We start from the raw sequence: 18,754 nt of genomic DNA on the forward strand, positions 1-18,754 counted from the left end.
CTGATTCAGGGCGCGGTAGGTGGTGTTACTCATCGGGCAAGATAATCGCTAGCTTATGGCTTACGCTTCACTATCACTTTCAGCAAGATCGACCAGTTCACGCACGGCAACAGCAAATAATGCAAAGCCGCCTTCACTGCCACCGCGAACTTCATCAATCAAATGGCACCAGCGACGGTGTAGCTCGGCGTGCTGCTCAAGCCACTGGGCGACACGCTCTTGAGTGTCACGGCTACCCGCTTCCAGCTTAAGCACGCTGGTCGTTAGCGCCAGCTGCTGGCGATCAATGTCGTCACGGAAGGTTTCTCGCGCTTGTGCTTGCCACGCATCGCGCACTTCCAGCTGGGTCACCTGCTGGATCATCCAGGGGAGCTCTAGGCGGCTGCCAATTTCGTAGAACACCTCGGCCACACGCTGAGGCTTCTCATTGGTGATCCGCGCAGCTTGAATAATACCTAAGCCAGCGTAGAGACTTGGTGCGGCAGCCACTGTGGTCGCTAGCGCTTCAGGTACACCAGCATCTAGCAGCTCGTCACAACGCTTACGCCATGCGGCCTGCTCTTCTCCACTGAGCAGCTCACCGATACTTTCTTGCAGTTGAGCCAGACGTGGGCCGAAGTAATCGATGGCATCTTGAGTAGACAGCCCCAAATGCTGACGCAGGAACCAACGCGTGGCGCGGCGAATCATGCGCATCAAGTCGAGCATCATCGAGTACTGCACACGGTTCGGCACTTGGTTATCCAGCGCCTCGATCTGCTCCCACAGGGATGTGAGATTAAACGCATCACGAGCGACTACATAAGCGCGGGCAATATCGGCTCGACCTGCGCCAGTAGAGTCCATTAGGCGACGAACGAATACAATGCCCATGTGATCAACCAAATCGTTAGCTACCTGGGTAGCAACAATTTCACGCTTCAGGCGGTGGTCATACATTTCTGTTTGGTAACGTTCAGTCAACACCTCAGGGAACAAGCGTTCCAGGTGGCGATGAATGTAGAGGTCATCCGGCACATCAGAGTTGATCAAATCGCCTTTCAGGGTGCTCTTAGCGTAAGAAATCAGTACCGACAGTTCAGGTAATCGCATGCCTTGGTCGTGACTGGCACGCTCTTTAAGTACGTCATCAGCAGGCAAGAACTCTAGTTCACGATCAATTTGACCGGCTAACTCAAGCTCACTGATAAAGCGGCGGTATGGCCCCATGCCCTGGTGAGACAGTATTTCTGACAGGTCTAGCGCCTGGGTTTGGCGATAGTTATCAAGGATAACCAAGTTAGCAACTTCGTCGGTCATATCTGACAACAGCTGGTTACGCTGCTTGTCGGTCATGTCACCACGCTTAACCACTTCATCGATCAATATTTTGATATTGACCTCATGGTCGGAGCAGTTAACACCACCGGCGTTATCGATAAAGTCAGTATAAACGCGTACACCTTTAGCGGCCGCTTCCATTCGTCCACGCTGGGTCAAGCCCAAGTTACCGCCCTCACCGACTACACGGCAGTTCAACTCAGCGCCGTTAATACGCAGTGCGTCGTTAGCTTTGTCGCCCACGTCAGCATCGGTTTCATCGGAACTCTTCACATAGGTACCGATACCACCGTTCCACAACAGATCGATCTTGGCCTTCAGCATGGCGCGGATCAGGTCGTTGGGGGAAAGGCGCGTTTCTTCGATACCAAACACCTGCTGCATTTCCGGGGTAATCGGAATCGATTTAGCGCTGCGGCTAAAGACACCGCCACCCTGGGAAATCAGTTCAGCGCTGTAGTCTTCCCAGCTTGAACGGGGAAGGTTGAACATGCGCTTGCGCTCGGCGAAGGCAGCTTCTGCATCCGGATTCGGGTCGACAAAAATATGCAGGTGGTTAAACGCACCCACTAGCTGAATTTTATCCGACAGCAGCATGCCATTGCCGAAGACGTCGCCAGCCATATCGCCAATGCCCACTACCGTGAACAAATCTTGCTGGGTGTTTACGTCGAGGTTTTTGAAATGACGCTTGACGGATTCCCAGGCACCACGCGCGGTAATCGCCATTTTTTTATGGTCATAACCGTTAGCACCGCCGGAGGCAAAAGCATCGCCTAGCCAGTGGCCATACTCTATGGATATTTCGTTAGCAATATCCGAGAAGGTTGCAGTCCCTTTATCGGCAGCCACCACGAGGTAGCTATCGTCGCCATCATGGCGCACCACGTTTTGCGGCGGCACGACCTCACCACCCACCAGATTGTCAGTGACATCCAACAGCGCACGGATAAAGATTTTGTAGCAAGCGATACCTTCTTTCTGCTGGATTTCACGACCAGCGTTTTCTGGCATGCGTTTGCATACGAAACCGCCTTTAGCACCCACAGGCACGATAACCGCGTTTTTCACCTGCTGGGCTTTTACTAGACCCAACACTTCTGTGCGGTAGTCTTCATGGCGGTCTGACCAACGTAAGCCACCACGAGCGACTTTACCGCCACGCAGGTGAACACCCTCTACGCGAGGCGAACAAACAAAAATCTCAAACGCCGGGCGGGGTTTGGGCATGCCCGTGACTTTCGACGGCTCCAGTTTATAGGAGATGTAATCTTTAAAGCGGCCATCAGCAGCTTTCTGGTAGTAGTTAGTGCGCAGAGTCGCTTGAATAAGCTCCATAAAACGGCGCAGCAACTGGTCATCATTAAGGCTGGCGACACCTTCAAGGTGCTCGTTTAAGCGAACTATACAGTCATCTAAGCTGCTTGGCTGATGCTTGGGATCGAAGCGTAATCGGAAAAGCTCAACGAGTGTCTGGGTGATTGCCGGGTAATTAGCCAGGGTAGCTGCGATGTAGTCCTGCGACATACCAAAGCGTATCTGCTTAAGGTAACGGGCGTAACCACGCAGCATGGCCACTTCGCGCCAATCAAGGCCAGCACCAATAATCAGACGGTTAAAGGCATCGTTATCCGCCTCACCTGCCCATATACGCTTAAACGCTTCGCTGAAGGTGTCACGCATTTCGCTGAGGTTGACGCCTTCACGGCTATGCTCCAGCTCGAAGTCATGAATCCAGTAGCGCTGTTGCGGGGCATTGATGTCGTAGGGGCGCTCACCGATAACGCGCAGCCCCAGGTTTTCCATCATCGGTAGCACATCAGACAGTGGGATCTGCGTTTCACGATGGAAAAGCTTCAAATTCATACCGCCCGCTTGCTCTTCTAGGGGGCGGTAAAGTGACAGCGAGAGATCCTCACCGCTATCCAGGGTCAATAGATGCTGAACATCAAACACCGCGGTGCGGGCATTGAAATCTTCTCGATAACTGGCCGAGAACGCATCATGGAAGTGATCCATTTGGTGGTTAGCGCGCTCTTCACCAAAGCCCTCGATCATTGCTTCTTGAAGCTCATCACGCCAGCTGCGTGCCAAACGTGCCACTTTGCTTTCCAAACGCTTAAGGTCGTATTGGCTTGGCCCTTCACCGTTAAAGCGCAGAATAAGCTGAATACGGGCCAATACCGACTCTGACAAATAGGTATTAAAGTCGCCAAAGTGGGCGTCTAGCTCGTCACATAGCATCGTTTGTATACGCTGACGCAGGTCAGTAGAGAACACGTCTCTTGGTACAAATACTAAGCAGGAGTAGAACTTACCGCTAACGTCCGCGCGAATAAACAAGCGCACTTGGCGGCGTTCGCGGATATTGAGAATACCGAGTGCAGTGCTGGCCAGGGATTCCGTACTGATCTGAAACAGGTCATCACGAGGATACACTTCCAACACTTGCAACAGCTGTTTGCCGTTATGACCCTGGGGATTAAATCCAGCAATATCCATTACAGCTTTCAACTTGCGACGCAGCAACGGAATATTGCGTGGCGATTCGTTATAAACCGTGGCAGTGAACAGGCCAAAGAAGCGCCGTTCGCCAATCACATTGCCGTCGTCATCATAACGGTCAACGGTAATGTAGTCTGGATATGTAGGCCGATGCACCCGGGAGTGATGAGCGCTTTTAGCAAACGACAGTAGCTGAGGTACCAGCACGTAGTCGTCATTCTCATCAATACCTTCTTCAGTGCGAATACGCTCGCGGTAACGAGGCTGATCAAGGCGGAAAACCCCCAGAACACTATTGGGGTCACGTTGTAGCTCTTTACCTTCCAGCAGGTACTCGTCGTAACCCAGGAAAGTAAAGTTATCTTTGAGCAGCCACTCTAAAAACGCGATGGCTTCTTCATGATCGTCAGGATCAATTTGCGGCGGGCAGTTTTTCTCTAGCTCATGAATAGCCGACGTGATTTGACCGCACATCTCATCAAAGTCGCTGACCGCTGTTCTGACATCACGCAGCACTTCATGCAGCTTATTCTCAATTTTGGTCAGCGACTCAGGATCCGAATGGCGATCCACTTCAATGACCATCAACGATTCACGCGCTTCAGGCGCGTTTTCATCTCTTGGCGAAACGAGCTCTTTGAGCTGGTGCTGACCGTCACGAGCTACGGCAAATACAGCGTTCTGAATAGCGTGTACCGTTAGTCCGCGACGATTAAGTTCAATTCGTACCGAATCAACCAAAAATGGCATGTCTTCGTGCAAAACGGCAACGAAGGTATGAGTTGACTGCCAGCCGTGCTCTTCAAAGTCGGGGTTGAAGATGCGCACCTTGGGGCTTTTAGGATCGTGATGCTGTAAAAACTGCCAAATCGACAGCGTGGCCCCATACAAGTCGTCTAGGCGTCGGTCGACCAAGTCTTCCACGGGTACAGTGGCGTAGAAGTGGCGAGCAAAGGCTTCAACATCTGCCGCTCGCTCCGGCTCCAGTCGCGCATCCAATCGCTCTTGTAGCTGCTTCAAAAGATCCCGCCGACTCTCTTCAATCGCAACGTAATGCATCCATCACCTCGACTGCCTGGGGCCACTTTAGGCCAAAAAACGAAGGACAATAGGCCTTTAGGCCTTACTGTCTACTAGCTTACGCTACCGATGCTCGTCTCCCTAGCCATCTGACAGGTTATTCATGGTGTATGCCGCTTATGCATCATAAGCACTATTGACAAGACCTCTATAGCCCAGAGTTCTTTCGTGTGAGTAAGACACCGCATTCACAATGCTTGGTAAATGGGAACTGATCAAAAAGCGCGAACCGCTCAATATGATGCGTTTGAGTCAGTATGGTTAAGTTTTCAGCAAGCGTTGCCGGGTTGCATGAAATATAGACGATTTGAGCGTATTCGCTGATTTGATGACAGCTTTGAACGTCCAGACCTGATCTTGGCGGGTCTACCAACACGGTGGAAAACTCGTATGTGTCTAAGCCCATCTCCGTCACTCGACGACCTGTTTTCTCGCCTTTTAACGCCAGTGCGAACTCTTCAGCGGACATTCTTGCCACCTGAGCATTGGTCACGCCGTTAGCGTCCAGGTTGACGTTAGCGCTAGCAACCGAGGTACGGGAAATCTCAGTCGCCAATACACGGCGAAAGTTATCCGCTAGCGCAATGGTAAAATTGCCGTTACCACAATAAAGCTCCACCAAGTCTTCATGTTGATGATCGGCGGTGGCCTCTCTAGCCCAGCTAAGCATGGTCTGGCAGATATGCGCATTTGGCTGAGTAAAGCTGTTTTCGACCTGCTGATAAACCAACTCACGGCCATCAACGGTTAAGCGCTCCCACACATGATCCCGGGTTAGCACCAAACGCTGCTTGCGAGAGCGGCCAATAATCATGATGCCAAGCGTCTCTTCCAGTGCGCGGGCCTCGGCTTCCCAGGCCTCGCCTAGCGGACGATGGTAAATCAGCGTTACCAAGGCTTCGCCGGATAAGGTGGTTAAAAACTCCACTTGAAACAAGCGGCGGCGAAGCTCATCGCTAGCAAGAAACGCTTCCCGCAGACGCGGCATAAGCGCATTGATATGCTCACTGGCGACGGGAAACTGGTCCAAACGCACAATGCGCTTGTTTTTGGGATTGTCCGAATCGACCTCAAACATAGCGTAGAAGAGGTCATCGTCTTCATGCCAGATGCGAAACTCGCAGCGCTGCCGGTAATAGCTTGGCGGCGAGGGGTAGACTTCAAGCGTGGGCGTGGTGAACGCCGCAAAGGTCTTCTCCACGTAGGCTTGCTTTTCAGCGAGCTGTTCGGCATAGCGTTCTGGTTCTACAGTGGGGATCGCCAAGGTGGCTCCTCTTTGAAATAGATAACATCAATAGAAACAAACAACCTAACAGGGTGACTACACCACGTTAGGAATCGTTAATCGTTGTGGTGCTTGAAAGCCAAAGTGTGCCACCCCTTTAGTAAGTTGCGCCGCTGCAGCTGTCGTAAAGCAACGTCCATCTTGGGAGCTATTGACTAAGGTAGGTGCCACCTGCCCTACTCGGCGGGCAATTGCATCGCCAGAATCCACCCACACCAGAGGCACCGGCGACAGCCGGATTAACTCAGGTTTCAGCAGTGGAAAATGGGTACAACCCAGCACAACCGTATCGAGTGCTGGGTTAGCCTGGGTAGCCTGCCATAAAGGCGTCAGCGCTAGGTTTAATCGCTGTTCATCAATCGGTGTGCCTGATAACCAAGCTTCCGCTTCCGTGACCAGTGCATCCGCCGCCACCTTAGTGACGGTACAGTCACTCGCGAAGCTATTAATTAACGCCTGAGTATACGGCCTATTGACGGTCGCCGTCGTGGCGAGCAAACCAATATGCCGTGTCTGACTACTCAACGCAGCGGGCTTGATAGCAGGCACAGTTCCAACAACCGGGATATCAAGCGTTGCACGCAATCCTTCTAGTGCAAGGGTGCTGGCGGTATTACAGGCAACAACTAAGACACTCGCCTGACAGGCATCTACTGCCGCTTTGCATACCGCAACGATGCGCCTAGAGAGCGTTACATCATCGCGCAGACCATAAGGTAACCACGCATTATCACAGGCGTAGCACATTGCCAGATGCGGATAGTGCTGGCGAAGCGCATGGGCAACAGAAAGACCGCCCACGCCTGAATCAAACAGTAGTACAGGCCCTGACATCACTGTTGACCCATCCAATACGCTTTGTACACGCCAAACCTCTCAAGACGCCAATAAAAAACGGGACGCTAGTTTAACACGCCCCGTTACACCTTGAGTGATCCGCTTATACGCTACAGCGATGGCACTTCGGCACCGCGCAATTCAGCGTAAAGTTCGGGATATGCTTGCTGTAGGCGCTCTAGTTCTTTTTCAGCCCCTTCTGGCAGCGCTTGACGAAGTTCTTCCATATCCTCTTCACTGAAATGTTTATCTATCAGCGGAAACAGGCCCTCTCTCTCATGACGAAGGTAGGCACGGTGTGCATCAAGGTACGCTTTCAATGCCTCTGCAAAGCGATCCATGGGCAGCACGTTATCCATTAAAATCATGTCGATATCATTGGATAAGCGGGACAGACGCGGCTTCAATTTACGATAGTCGCTGGCCATTTGCTCCATCAATGGAAGGTGCTCAGGAGCCTGCTCCTGCAGACGTTCCACGCAAATTTTTTCCAGCGGAGAAGCAAAACCATCCATATAAGACAAAATGTAGTCCACCACCTCGCGCATCAACTGGAAGTCGGGCCGTTCACCACTCACGAGTGTTTTTTGTTTTAGCTGCAACACATGGAGCATTCGCGCCATGTTGGCATGATCTAGACGCAGTTGGTTTAACATCTTGCCGTCTCCTTTGTAAGTGCCTTACCTTTCGCCCATTGCCTATTAGCGCTTACGCGCATGGCATGAGCTGGGTTTAACTACACTGGTGTTAATCGTTACCATGCGCCTTTGACATTACCTAGGCAAGCAGACGCTTATCAGTCGGTTATGCCCAAAGGTAGCCCGACGTTACATTATTTACCACAGACACGTGTTAATCGTTGATTGTTCAATGGCAAGATTTACGATGGAAATTTATAGGGAACGTTTATATGGATCTTTTTGACCGCGCGTCCGTTACCACGAGCGAAGACGTGCCCCTTGCCTACCGTATGCGCCCACTAACCCTTAACGATTATGTCGGTCAGCAAGCATTAGTCGGGCCTGACAAACCTCTGCGCCGAATGGCGGAATCCGGTGTCGTGCGTTCAATGATTTTATGGGGACCGCCGGGCGTTGGCAAAACCACGCTAGCAGAGTTATTGGCACGCGCATCGGGCGCTCATCTTGAGCATTTAAGCGCTGTCATGGCCGGTGTAAAAGAAATTCGCTTGGCAGTAGAGCGAGCCCAGCAACGCACATCGCCTACTCTCCTATTCTTAGATGAAATCCACCGCCTGAACAAGAGTCAACAGGATGCGCTGCTACCCCATGTAGAATCGGGTCTGCTAACGCTGATCGGCGCAACGACAGAAAACCCCTCTTTTGAGGTTAACTCGGCGCTACTTTCCCGTGCTCGGGTTTATGTACTAAAACCGCTGAGCCATGAAGAACTTATCCAGGTGTTAACTCAGGCGTTAAACGACGCAGAGCACGGCTTGGGAAAGCGCTGCATTGAGATGGAAGAGGGCGTGTTAGAGGCACTTGCCCATGCCAGCGCAGGCGACGCACGTCGCGCGCTAGGACTGCTAGAAACGGCCTGCGACTTTACTGAGCGACACAGTGATAGAGAAGTGCTGCACAAAGCGGTGTTAGCCGATGTCGTTGGGCATCAATCAAGCGCCTTTGATAAACAGGGTGACGCTTACTACGATTTATTGTCGGCACTTCATAAATCGATTCGCTCATCCCGTCCTGACTCAGCCCTGCTTTATATGGCACGCTTCTTACAGGGCGGTGGCGACCCACTGGACATCGTGCGGCGCTTAACGGCGATCGCCTCAGAAGATGTCGGTAATGCTGACCCTCGGGCACTCCCCTTAGTCATTGCTGCCTGGGATGCCTATTTACGCTTAGGCAATTATGAAGGCCAGCGAGCGATTGCCCATGCCGCCATTCATTTGGCAGTTGCCCCCAAAAGTAATCGTATTGACCGTGCATGGAAGGCCGCACAACAGTATGTGCAGCAGCAACCACAGCTGGAAGTCCCCAGCTACCTCCGCAACGCCCCTACCAAATTGATGGAGCAATTGGGACATGGCCAAGGTTATCGCTACGCGCACAACGAAGCCCACGGCTACCCTGCTGGCAGCGCTCATGACTGCTGGCCAGACGATTTACCCAAAGCACGCTTTTATGAACCAAGCGACTTTGGTCAGGAAAAACGCTTTGGAGAGATAATGGCGTGGCGGGAACAGCGTGACCAAGAAGCAGATCAGGCACCCTAAGGTGCCTGATCTAATCATCGTGCGGAGTACATTATGGCGAGCAGTTAACAGCTCTGCTTGCAACGCTTCTTACAGTTCTTCGCGGATGACATCAGTGCCATCAGGAATATCAAAGTCGTACATGCTACGGTCAATATTGCCGTTACGGGTAATGTCGCTGAACGTAATCGCTGTGCGCTGACCAGTACTGTCCATCATCCACAGCTCGGTTAAGGTCTGATCGTCAAATACCATACTCAGCTCTTCGAATAACGTATCCGCTGAAATAGGGATCAACGTAAACACGTCATCACCGTCCTGCTGCTCATAAAATACGTCATAGCTGGCAGTTAAATCGTTTGCACTGCCCGACAGCAACAGCGCGGGGGTATGCGTGACCCGGTCATCCATCGCTTGGATGGTGACTTGCTCAAGATCAGGGTCGTAAAGATAAACATCATCGCCATCTGAGACGACGATTTGCGTATAAGGCGCATCGACTTCCCAACGTAGCATGCCAGGACGCGAGAGCCACATTTCCCCACGTGCGCTTTGTAATCGCTCGCCACCACCGTCCAAAATTTGCTGTTCAAACGTCGCTTGATAGTTCTCAAGCGGGTCAAGCCGCTCAGTAAGACGCTCCGCGGCGTCACTTGCCCACGCAATAGGCGCTGCAAAGGCTAACCCTAGCGCGCTGGCTGCTAACGCCAACGATGATGAGCGTCGAATATGTGTATCGCGCATTATTTTCTCCCTAGGCAGTCATTGCCGGATAGCGGACGAGGCAAGGAGCGTTAAGACGATCCATGTAGCCTCTCAGACGCAAAACGCGCCGCAGGGTTTCACCTACGGCGCGACTTTCACGCTTATTGCATTATTGAACCAAGCGCCAGGCACTCATTATATAGAATAAGTTAGTGGCCTATCGGAGGCGGTGCCAGCACTTCACGGGCGCCGTTAGAGCCCATAGACGTCACAACACCGGCACCTTCCATCGCTTCCACCAAGCGCGCCGCACGGTTATAGCCGATCTTGAAACGACGCTGAACGGCAGATATGGAGGCTTTGCGTGTTTCAGTAACAAACTGAACCGCCTCATCGTAAAGCGCATCCTGTTCTGCATCATCACCATCTACACCTTCAGCCTCAAGGCCAGCCAGCGCATCGGCAGTCACACCGCCTGACAAGATCTCTTCAATGTATTCAGGCGCGCCACGTCGTTTCCAATCATCCACTACCCGATGCACTTCGTCATCATCCACAAAGGCACCATGAATCCGGTTAGGCGGCCCTGAGCCGGCTGGCAGATAAAGCATATCGCCATGGCCCAACAAGCTCTCTGCGCCGCCCTGGTCCAGAATGGTGCGCGAATCAATCCGCGACGATACCTGGAAGGCCATCCGCGACGGAATATTCGCTTTAATCAGCCCCGTCACCACATCAACGGAGGGGCGCTGAGTAGCCAGAATCAGGTGGATACCTGCTGCACGCGCCTTTTGAGCCAAGCGGGCGATCAGTTCTTCAACTTTTTTCCCGACGATCATAAACATATCGGCGAATTCGTCGATCACCACGACGATATAGGGCAGCTTTTCAAGGATCGGCGGCGTTTGATGCATTTCCCAAGGCTGCGGCTCCCAAAGCGGATCGGCAACTTGTGCTCCTGCACTTTCAGCCTCATCTAAACGCCCATTAAAGCCTGCAATGTTACGCACCCCCATCGCCGCCATTAACTTGTAGCGGCGCTCCATCTCCGCAACACACCAGCGCAGGCTGTTAGCAGCTTCCTTCATATCAGTGACCACTGGTGCCAAAAGGTGTGGTATGCCGTCATAAACCGACAGCTCCAGCATTTTTGGGTCAACCATGATCAGCTTAAGCTCATCCGGTGTCGCCTTCAGTAGCATGGAAATCAGCATGGCGTTAACGCCCACTGACTTACCAGACCCCGTCGTACCTGCGACCAGCAGATGGGGCATCTTACCTAGGTTAGCAACAACGGGGCCGCCGCCAATGTCTTGCCCCAATGCCATAGTCAGCGGCGAGCTTTCCTGTTGATAACGGTCAGAGTCAATGACCTCGCGCAGCCGAATCATTGCTCGATGGGGGTTAGGTATCTCAATGCCAACCGTTGGACGTCCAGGAATCACCTCAACCACACGCACACTCTTGACCATTAACGAGCGCGCCAGATCTTTGGCAAGGTTACTGATTTTAGAAACTTTCACCCCAGCCGCCGGTTTAATCTCAAACCGGGTAATAACCGGACCAGGCCATGTATCGACCACTTCCGCCTTAACGCCATACTCACGCAGCCGGACTTCCAAGAGCTCTGCCATATCAGCAAGCTGCTCGTCCGTGTAATTAGGCTCATGCGGTTCAGGAGGCGTCAGCAACTGAAGGCTTGGCACATCCCCTTCTGGCTCATCGAATGTTTCGAACGCCGGACGCTGGCTCTGCAGGTGCTCGACGGTCCACAGAGTAGGACCACTGTCTGGATCTTTCTCCTCGGAAGACGCCACGTCGGAAGACATTTCACTTGAAGTCATCGATCTAGAAGGCTCAGCCTGAGAAACGTCAGCCCTGGGTGCTTCAGTCCTGGGTACTTCAGCACCATATAACGTTGGCTCTTGGCGCGCTGCTGTAACGGTTGGCCGCGCTGTTGGAAAATCATCTTCCTCATCGTCCCATACTGGCTCCGGCACGACCTCGGGTACGCGTTCGGAACGGGGCTCAGGGGACGGCGCATGCACAGGGCGAGAGTAACCCTCATCTCGCGGCGTGATAGCAGGTGCCTCTTCGGGTTCAGGCATGCTTCTGGAAGCAGACGTCACCGCGCGTTCAACGTCGCCTTCCCACTTAATCGCATCATCCTGTTTTATTTCATGCTCTGTTGCATCACGTGATACGCCTGGCGATGAATAAAATGACTGCGCTGCTGCTGACTGGAAACCAGGAACAGAACGTGAAGATGACTTTTCAGGCTCAGACTCATCAAGCTCGGGCTCATCAAGAACTGGTTCATCGAAAGCAGGCTTTGCAACATTAGATTGATTGACATCAGGTTCATTGAGCTCAGATTTATCAAACCCAGGTTTATCAAATTCTGGCTCGGTTTCTTTAGTAGAGAGCGGTACCGAAGGCGCTGGTTCATTGTCTTCGTCATCAATACGCACCGCAAAGGCATCCTCGCGAGGCGCGCGGGGCGATTCTTCCTCGACGTTTTCTACAACGTCTTCCGCAACGTTTTCCACAACAGGCTCTATTTTAGGCTCTGTTTTAACTTCACGCCGCTCTTCAGCCACAGCGGCAGGCGTTGAAGGTTGGTCGTTAGGTTCAATATCCTTTTGGGCGTCCATCTCAGGAGCAGGCTGTTCAGGCGCCGCTGACGATGCACGCTTAGGCATATCTTCTGCTGGCAACGCACCGGAAAATGCAGCAGCTGCCCATGGAATGGAGGTATCCGTCGTGGTTGAAAAGCTCGGCTCACGACGAGCACGACTGTTTTCTCGGGCGGAATCCTGCTGCCGACTATCTTCTCTTGGACTTGGGCGTTGCAAGTCACTCTCTTGCTTAGCTGCTTTGAATTCAGTAAGAGGTTTCTCTTTTACTTTCTGAGACGCAGCTTTCGCTGCGGCACGCTGGGAACGCTTCTCACGCCCTTTAGCACGGCGAGCGCTGAACCAGCCCCCTACTTTGCACAGACGACGTCCAAGCTCATCAGCCACCTGTAACCACGACATGCCGCTAAACAGCGGAAAACCAATCAATATTAGCGCGGCAGAAATAAGCCCAACGCCACCACTACTAACCAGTGGCTTTAGGGTGCTTACTAACCCTTCGCCCAATATACCGCCAGAAGCGTAAGGCAAAATGCTGTCAGGATGATAAAAATGGAGCGCCCCCAGCATCGTCGTGCCGAAGATAAGCAGCACTAAGCCGCCGGTATGGACAGCAATCGCTACCGGATCGATCTCAAACCGTACTTGGCGAGATCTCATTAGCCACCAAGCAGCATAACCAAACATACCCGGCCACCATAAGGCGCTTGCCCCCAGCAGCGAATAAAGCACGTCCGCAAGCCAAGCACCGACAGGCCCCATCCAGTTTTGGACATCCGTTTCCGGCCCTTGATAAGACCAACCTGGGTCGGCAGGGTCATAACTAAACAGTGCCAATAACAAAAATACGCACAGCGCAAGCAGCACCACGACCACGCCTTCACGCGCTGAGCCCTGCAAGCGCAGACCAAACCGACGAGCTTTATCCTTTGCGGCTTTAACTCGCCCAGTAGAGGCCGTTGATGATGGTTGACGCGAGTTACGTTGCGTTCGCTTGTCTACCGCCTTATTTACTTTCAAGCGATTCTCCCTTTACACCTCAATGGTGTCTTTAATCCACTTGCGAGTTTGCATCATACCGAGCATCCTTTCGCCGTCACAGCGCTTCTATCGAAGTGTTCAGTAACAGGAGCAAACAATGCTACCTTGGCTTTCATCGCCACAGCCTATTTTCCCGTCTACCGACCTTGCCCTAGACTCACCTAATGGCCTTCTTGCCGCGGGCGGAGAACTCTCTCCACACTGGTTAATTCACGCCTACCGGAAAGGTATTTTTCCATGGTACAGCGATGATGAACCTATTTTGTGGTGGAGCCCCAATCCACGTATGGTATTGCAACCAGAACAGTTTAAACGACGTCGTAGCCTTGTTAAGCGATTACGTCATGGTGGCTTTATCGTCACCCTGGATCAACAGTTTGAAAACATTGTTAAAGCATGCGCTGCACCACGCCTTGGAGAACCCGGCACCTGGATCAATCAAGATATGCGTGACGCTTATCAACGACTACACGAGCTAGGCATCGCGCATAGCATTGAAGTACACCTTGAAGGCCAACTGGTTGGCGGACTTTATGGATTAGCAATGGGGCCTGTCTTCTTTGGTGAATCGATGTTTTCGAGAGTTCCCGATGCTTCCAAAGTAGCCCTTGCCCACTTAGCCCATGCTATGCAGCACCATGAGGGTAAACTTATCGATTGCCAGATGCATACACCTCACTTGGCAAGCCTTGGTGCGACAACAGTCGCTCGTAAGACGTTCATCAACTATCTTGAAAAGTGGTTGCCTAACAAGGCATTTAACTTAACGAATATGATTAATGAAGCGCCTACTGTACCTGGATCACCGTGGTTAGGTGCCATCGCCTCGACCAACCATCCAGAATGGTAAACGTATTTAGATTAACCAAGGAGGCAAGCCGTGAGTAGTAACGCTCCTCGCCGCCCTGTGCGGGATTTGCGCTTCTTCCTAACCGTTCCTCATGCCTGCAGCTACCTTCCTGGCAAAGAGGCAACCACTCTGTTTCTGGATCCTCAGGAATCTCCCGTTCCTGGCGTTTATGACTCACTTTCATTGCTAGGCTTTCGTCGCAGCGGTCGACATCTATACCGTCCTCACTGCGAGGGCTGCGATGCCTGCCGTTCAGTACGCATTCCTATCAGCGACTTTAGCGCTAATCGTACCCAACGCAAAATCCGGCGTCTCAATGCCGATATTTCTACACGCGTAATGCCTGCACATTATGAGGCAGATCATTATGCGCTCTATGCAGACTATATCCGTATACGCCACGCCGATGGTGACATGTATCCGCCAAGTCGAGAGCAGTATCGTACCTTTTTAACGCTTGAAGAACCCTATGCGCATCTTTTAGAAATGCGTTTGGATGGAAAGCTTGTCGCGGTAGCGGCATTTGATCAACTTGAGCATGGATTGTCGGCCATTTATACGTTTTTCAGTGTCGACAAGGCCCTGGAAAAGCGATCATTGGGAACCTTTGCTATTCTGAAGCTGATTGAACTGTGCGGTGAAAAATCGCTCCCCCATTTATACCTTGGGTATTGGATTGAGGAGTGTCGTAAGATGCGTTATAAACGCGCGTTCACTCCCATAGAGGTGCTCGACGGGCGCCATTGGCGGCCTTTAATTTGCTAAACTTGCCAGCTTTTTTGCCTTGATGGCAGGCTTACGGCACAATATAGCGCTGCTTACTGGGTAACCGTCACCTGACGACGCCCATTGAAGTGACTAATTAGACCAAACCATTACGTTAAATAAGTGAGGATCTGCCTATATGGCACGCGAAGATCATATTGAAATGGAAGGCGTTATTGTTGATACCCTTCCCAACACCATGTTCCGTGTTGAGCTGGAAAACGGCCATGTCGTTACCGCTCATATTTCAGGCAAGATGCGCAAAAACTACATCCGTATCCTGACAGGCGACAAGGTAAAAGTAGAGCTGACGCCCTACGATCTGTCAAAAGGCCGTATTGTTTATCGCTCGCGCTAAGCCTTGGTAACGCCTTCAAGCAAACACTGCCCGCGCATGCACGCATCATGACTGCAAATATAGCGTAAGTACGGCGCCGCTCTCTGGAAACGACAACGCCCCGTCGTATGACAGGGCGCTGTGCTTTAGTGAGGCATGGGTTGAGGACTTAGGCGTGAGATTTAGGTGTCCTTAGCGCCCTTTTCAGGGCGCATCCGCCATCTCTGACTCAGTTGACAAGTGCAGCTCGCCTTCTTCAAGGCTAACGTGCACGATGCCACCCTGATCAGCCAACTCGCCAAATAGAATCATCTCAGCCAACGGCTTCTTCAGTTTTTCCTGGATCAAGCGGGCCATCGGGCGCGCCCCCATATCCGGATCGTAACCTTTCTCCGCCAACCAGTCTCTCGCTGTATCATCGACTTCAAGCTGCACACGCTTTTCGTCTAGCTGTGCTTGTAGCTCGATCAGGAACTTATCGACAACGTTACGCACAACAGATGTTTGCAGCGCATGGAACTGGATAATACCGTCCAAGCGGTTGCGGAACTCAGGCGAGAAGGTACGGCGAATCACTTCCATCGCATCGGTTGAGTGGTCTTGGCTTTGGAAACCGATAGAGCGCCGTGATGCCTGCTCTGCCCCTGCGTTAGAGGTCATAATCAGGATAACGTGGCGGAAGTCCGCCTCGCGACCATTGTTGTCTGTCAAACGACCGTGATCCATAACCTGCAGTAGCAGGTTAAATACTTCAGGGTGCGCCTTTTCAATTTCATCTAGCAGCAACACACAATGCGGCTGTTTGGTAACGGCTTCGGTTAACAGACCGCCCTGGTCATAGCCCACATAGCCTGGTGGGGCACCAATCAAGCGTGAAACGGTATGACGTTCCATGTATTCCGACATATCAAAGCGGACTAGCTCGATACCCATGATATGCGCCAGCTGCTTAGCCACTTCGGTTTTACCAACGCCGGTTGGGCCAGCAAACAAGAAACTACCTACTGGCTTGTCCGGCGATTTCAGACCGGCACGGGAAAGCTTAATGGCAGCGGAAAGAGTATCGATGGCCTCATCTTGACCAAACACCAACATCTTCAAGTCGCGGTCGAGCTTCTCAAGCAACTTACGATCAGAACTTGAAACACTCTTCGGTGGAATACGTGCAATAGACGCCACTACCGCTTCTACCTGCTCAACATCAATGGTGTTAGCCCGCACTTCTGGCGGAAGCATACGCTGGTGCGCGCCTGCCTCATCAATCACGTCGATGGCCTTATCGGGCAGGTAACGGTCGTTGATGTAGCGGTCGGCCAAACGAGCGGCGCTTTCTAGCGCACCATCGGTGTACTTAAGCTCATGGTGTTCTTCAAAGCGCGAACGCAACCCTTTGAGGATTTTGATGGTGTCATCCACAGAAGGCGCTAGTACGTCCACTTTTTGGAACCGGCGAGCCAGGGCGCGATCTTTCTCAAAAATGCCGCGAAACTCTTGGAACGTTGTCGAACCGATACAACGCAACTCACCGGAAGATAGTAGTGGTTTCAACAAGTTAGACGCATCCATCACGCCGCCAGAGGCAGCACCCGCCCCTATTACGGTATGAATCTCGTCAATAAAGAGCACGGCGTTAGGCTGCTTGCGCAGTTCACTTAGCAAGCTTTTCAGGCGCTTTTCGAAATCGCCACGGTATTTAGTACCCGCTAACAACGCCCCCATATCAAGCGAGTAAACCACTGCATCGGCAATAACGTCAGGCACGTCTTCTTCAACAATGCGCTTTGCCAAACCTTCCGCAATAGCTGTTTTACCAACACCTGCTTCGCCGACCAGCAGCGGGTTATTCTTACGACGACGAGCAAGAATTTGTACAACGCGCTCAAGCTCATGGTCGCGGCCAATCAACGGATCTATTTTGCCTTGGCGCGCCTGCTCGTTCAGGTTGGTAGCGTAACCGGTTAATGGATGCGCAGCCCCTTCAGAACTACCCTCTTCAGCGTCTTCGCTCTCTTGAGAAGACGGTGATGGAGTAGGCCCATGACCCGACACTTTAGAAATACCGTGAGCGATGTAGTTAACCGCGTCTACCCGCGCAACACTCTGTTGTTTAAGGAAGTAGACGGCTTGGCTTTCCTGCTCAGAGAAAATAGCCACCAGCACATTGGCACCGGTGACTTCACTCTTTCCAGATGACTGCACGTGGAAGACCGCACGTTGCAATACGCGCTGAAACCCAAGCGTCGGTTGTGTTTCGCGATCCGCTTGGCTCTCAGGAATTAATGGCGTGGTCGAATTAATAAAATCCTGCAGATCGGACCGCAGCTTATCGAGATTCGCCCCACACGCCTTCAGCACGTCAACCGCTGACGCATTATCCAGCAACGCCAGGAGCAGGTGCTCAACGGTCATAAACTCGTGGCGCTTTGAGCGAGCCACGGTGAAGGCCGTGTTCAGGGTAAGTTCAAGTTCTTTGCTCAGCATGGCAGTCCCCTTTTCGCTACTACCTAGGGCGTGTCGCCACCTAGGGCTTGCGTCGGATCAGTTTAATCGACCGGCACTTTCAACATCGGGTACAAATGGCGCACTTGCAAGGCCCATCGCTAATTTTTTTCAACGCTTTCAGTCAGCAGCTTCGATATCACACATTAAAGGATGCTCGCATTCGCGGGCATATTCATTGACTTGGTAACTTTTCGTTTCCGCAATATCTCGTGTAAAGATACCGCACGTGGCTTTGCCTTGGGTATGTACCGCAAGCATCACCTGCACCGCTTGTTCACTATCCATGTTAAAAAATTCCTGTAATACCTCGACGACAAACTCCATCGGCGTGAAATCATCGTTATGAAGTATCACTTTGTACAACGGTGGCCGAGCAAGTTCGGGCTCAGCCGGCTGAACGGCTAGGTCATCATCATATTCAGGCGCATCAGGCCGAGTCATTCCTGCGTGCAGGGTAGCCACGATGTATAGGCTGTCTGTATTAGGCATAAGCAGCAAGGTTTATCGTCTCTTAGCTGGCGGGTGGTGTCTTACAGCGCTTGAATCATCCATCCTAGCTTGAATTGCTCTAAATTTAATTTCGCTAGATTTGATTACTCTGATTTTGCTCACCACAGTAGGACGCCCGTAACCAGCAAGGGTTCATGGAAAATACAAAATTAGCATA

At 52.1% G+C, this 18,754-nt stretch carries 12 protein-coding genes; 4 read left to right on the forward strand and 8 right to left on the reverse strand.

All coding sequences use genetic code 11. The features are described from left to right. Positions 1-60: 60 nt before the first annotated feature. The 4 genes from L1X57_RS00170 to L1X57_RS00185 all read right to left on the reverse strand — a co-directional run bounded on the left by L1X57_RS00170 (position 61) and on the right by L1X57_RS00185 (position 7,683). A complete protein-coding gene (locus L1X57_RS00170) occupies positions 61-4,884 on the reverse strand; it encodes an NAD-glutamate dehydrogenase (RefSeq protein WP_234667845.1) in 4,824 nt (1,607 codons plus the stop codon). A gap of 169 nt (positions 4,885-5,053) precedes the next feature. Beyond that, positions 5,054-6,169 carry a tRNA (uridine(54)-C5)-methyltransferase TrmA gene (trmA, locus tag L1X57_RS00175; RefSeq protein ID WP_009722575.1) on the reverse strand — a complete coding sequence of 372 codons (1,116 nt, stop codon included), beginning with the start codon at positions 6,167-6,169 and terminating at the stop codon, positions 5,054-5,056. Positions 6,170-6,226: 57 nt separating this feature from the next. Then, a complete protein-coding gene (gene murI / locus L1X57_RS00180; protein WP_009722574.1) occupies positions 6,227-7,024 on the reverse strand; it encodes a glutamate racemase in 798 nt (265 codons plus the stop codon). A 113-nt stretch (positions 7,025-7,137) separates the two neighbouring features. Beyond that, a complete protein-coding gene (locus L1X57_RS00185) occupies positions 7,138-7,683 on the reverse strand; it encodes a hemerythrin domain-containing protein (protein WP_009722573.1) in 546 nt (181 codons plus the stop codon). A 254-nt stretch (positions 7,684-7,937) separates the two neighbouring features. Here L1X57_RS00185 and L1X57_RS00190 point away from each other — a divergent pair, with 254 nt between their 5' ends. Continuing rightward, positions 7,938-9,272, forward strand: coding sequence for a replication-associated recombination protein A (locus tag L1X57_RS00190; protein ID WP_009722572.1), 1,335 nt, complete (start codon positions 7,938-7,940; stop codon positions 9,270-9,272). A gap of 69 nt (positions 9,273-9,341) precedes the next feature. On the opposite strand, the gene lolA is transcribed toward L1X57_RS00190, so the two are convergent. Both lolA and L1X57_RS00200 read right to left on the reverse strand, forming a co-directional pair. Further along, the gene (lolA, locus tag L1X57_RS00195) at positions 9,342-9,995 is read right to left on the reverse strand and encodes an outer membrane lipoprotein chaperone LolA (RefSeq protein WP_009722571.1); all 654 of its coding nucleotides are present in this window, start codon (positions 9,993-9,995) and stop codon (positions 9,342-9,344) included. A gap of 170 nt (positions 9,996-10,165) precedes the next feature. Then, positions 10,166-13,612 carry a DNA translocase FtsK gene (locus L1X57_RS00200; protein WP_009722570.1) on the reverse strand — a complete coding sequence of 1,149 codons (3,447 nt, stop codon included), beginning with the start codon at positions 13,610-13,612 and terminating at the stop codon, positions 10,166-10,168. 118 nt (positions 13,613-13,730) lie between these two features. Between L1X57_RS00200 and aat the strand changes: the two genes are divergently transcribed. The 3 genes from aat to infA all read left to right on the forward strand — a co-directional run bounded on the left by aat (position 13,731) and on the right by infA (position 15,606). Continuing rightward, positions 13,731-14,483, forward strand: coding sequence for a leucyl/phenylalanyl-tRNA--protein transferase (gene aat, locus L1X57_RS00210; protein WP_009722569.1), 753 nt, complete (start codon positions 13,731-13,733; stop codon positions 14,481-14,483). 30 nt (positions 14,484-14,513) lie between these two features. Further along, positions 14,514-15,248: an arginyltransferase gene (locus L1X57_RS00215; protein ID WP_009722568.1), complete on the forward strand. Its 735-nt coding sequence runs from the start codon at positions 14,514-14,516 to the stop codon at positions 15,246-15,248. A 139-nt stretch (positions 15,249-15,387) separates the two neighbouring features. After that, positions 15,388-15,606: a translation initiation factor IF-1 gene (gene infA / locus L1X57_RS00220; RefSeq protein ID WP_007111068.1), complete on the forward strand. Its 219-nt coding sequence runs from the start codon at positions 15,388-15,390 to the stop codon at positions 15,604-15,606. Positions 15,607-15,789: 183 nt separating this feature from the next. Here the strand turns inward: infA and clpA are convergent, their stop codons facing one another. Together clpA and clpS are read right to left on the reverse strand one after the other, a co-directional pair. Beyond that, positions 15,790-18,066 (reverse strand): ATP-dependent Clp protease ATP-binding subunit ClpA, encoded by a 2,277-nt coding sequence (gene clpA / locus L1X57_RS00225; protein WP_009722567.1) that lies wholly within the window; start codon positions 18,064-18,066, stop codon positions 15,790-15,792. A gap of 138 nt (positions 18,067-18,204) precedes the next feature. After that, positions 18,205-18,528, reverse strand: coding sequence for an ATP-dependent Clp protease adapter ClpS (clpS, locus tag L1X57_RS00230; RefSeq protein WP_038486582.1), 324 nt, complete (start codon positions 18,526-18,528; stop codon positions 18,205-18,207). Between the last annotated feature and the right edge of the window lie 226 nt (positions 18,529-18,754).

The organism is Halomonas sp. TD01 (assembly GCF_923868895.1).
Classification (GTDB): domain Bacteria; phylum Pseudomonadota; class Gammaproteobacteria; order Pseudomonadales; family Halomonadaceae; genus Vreelandella.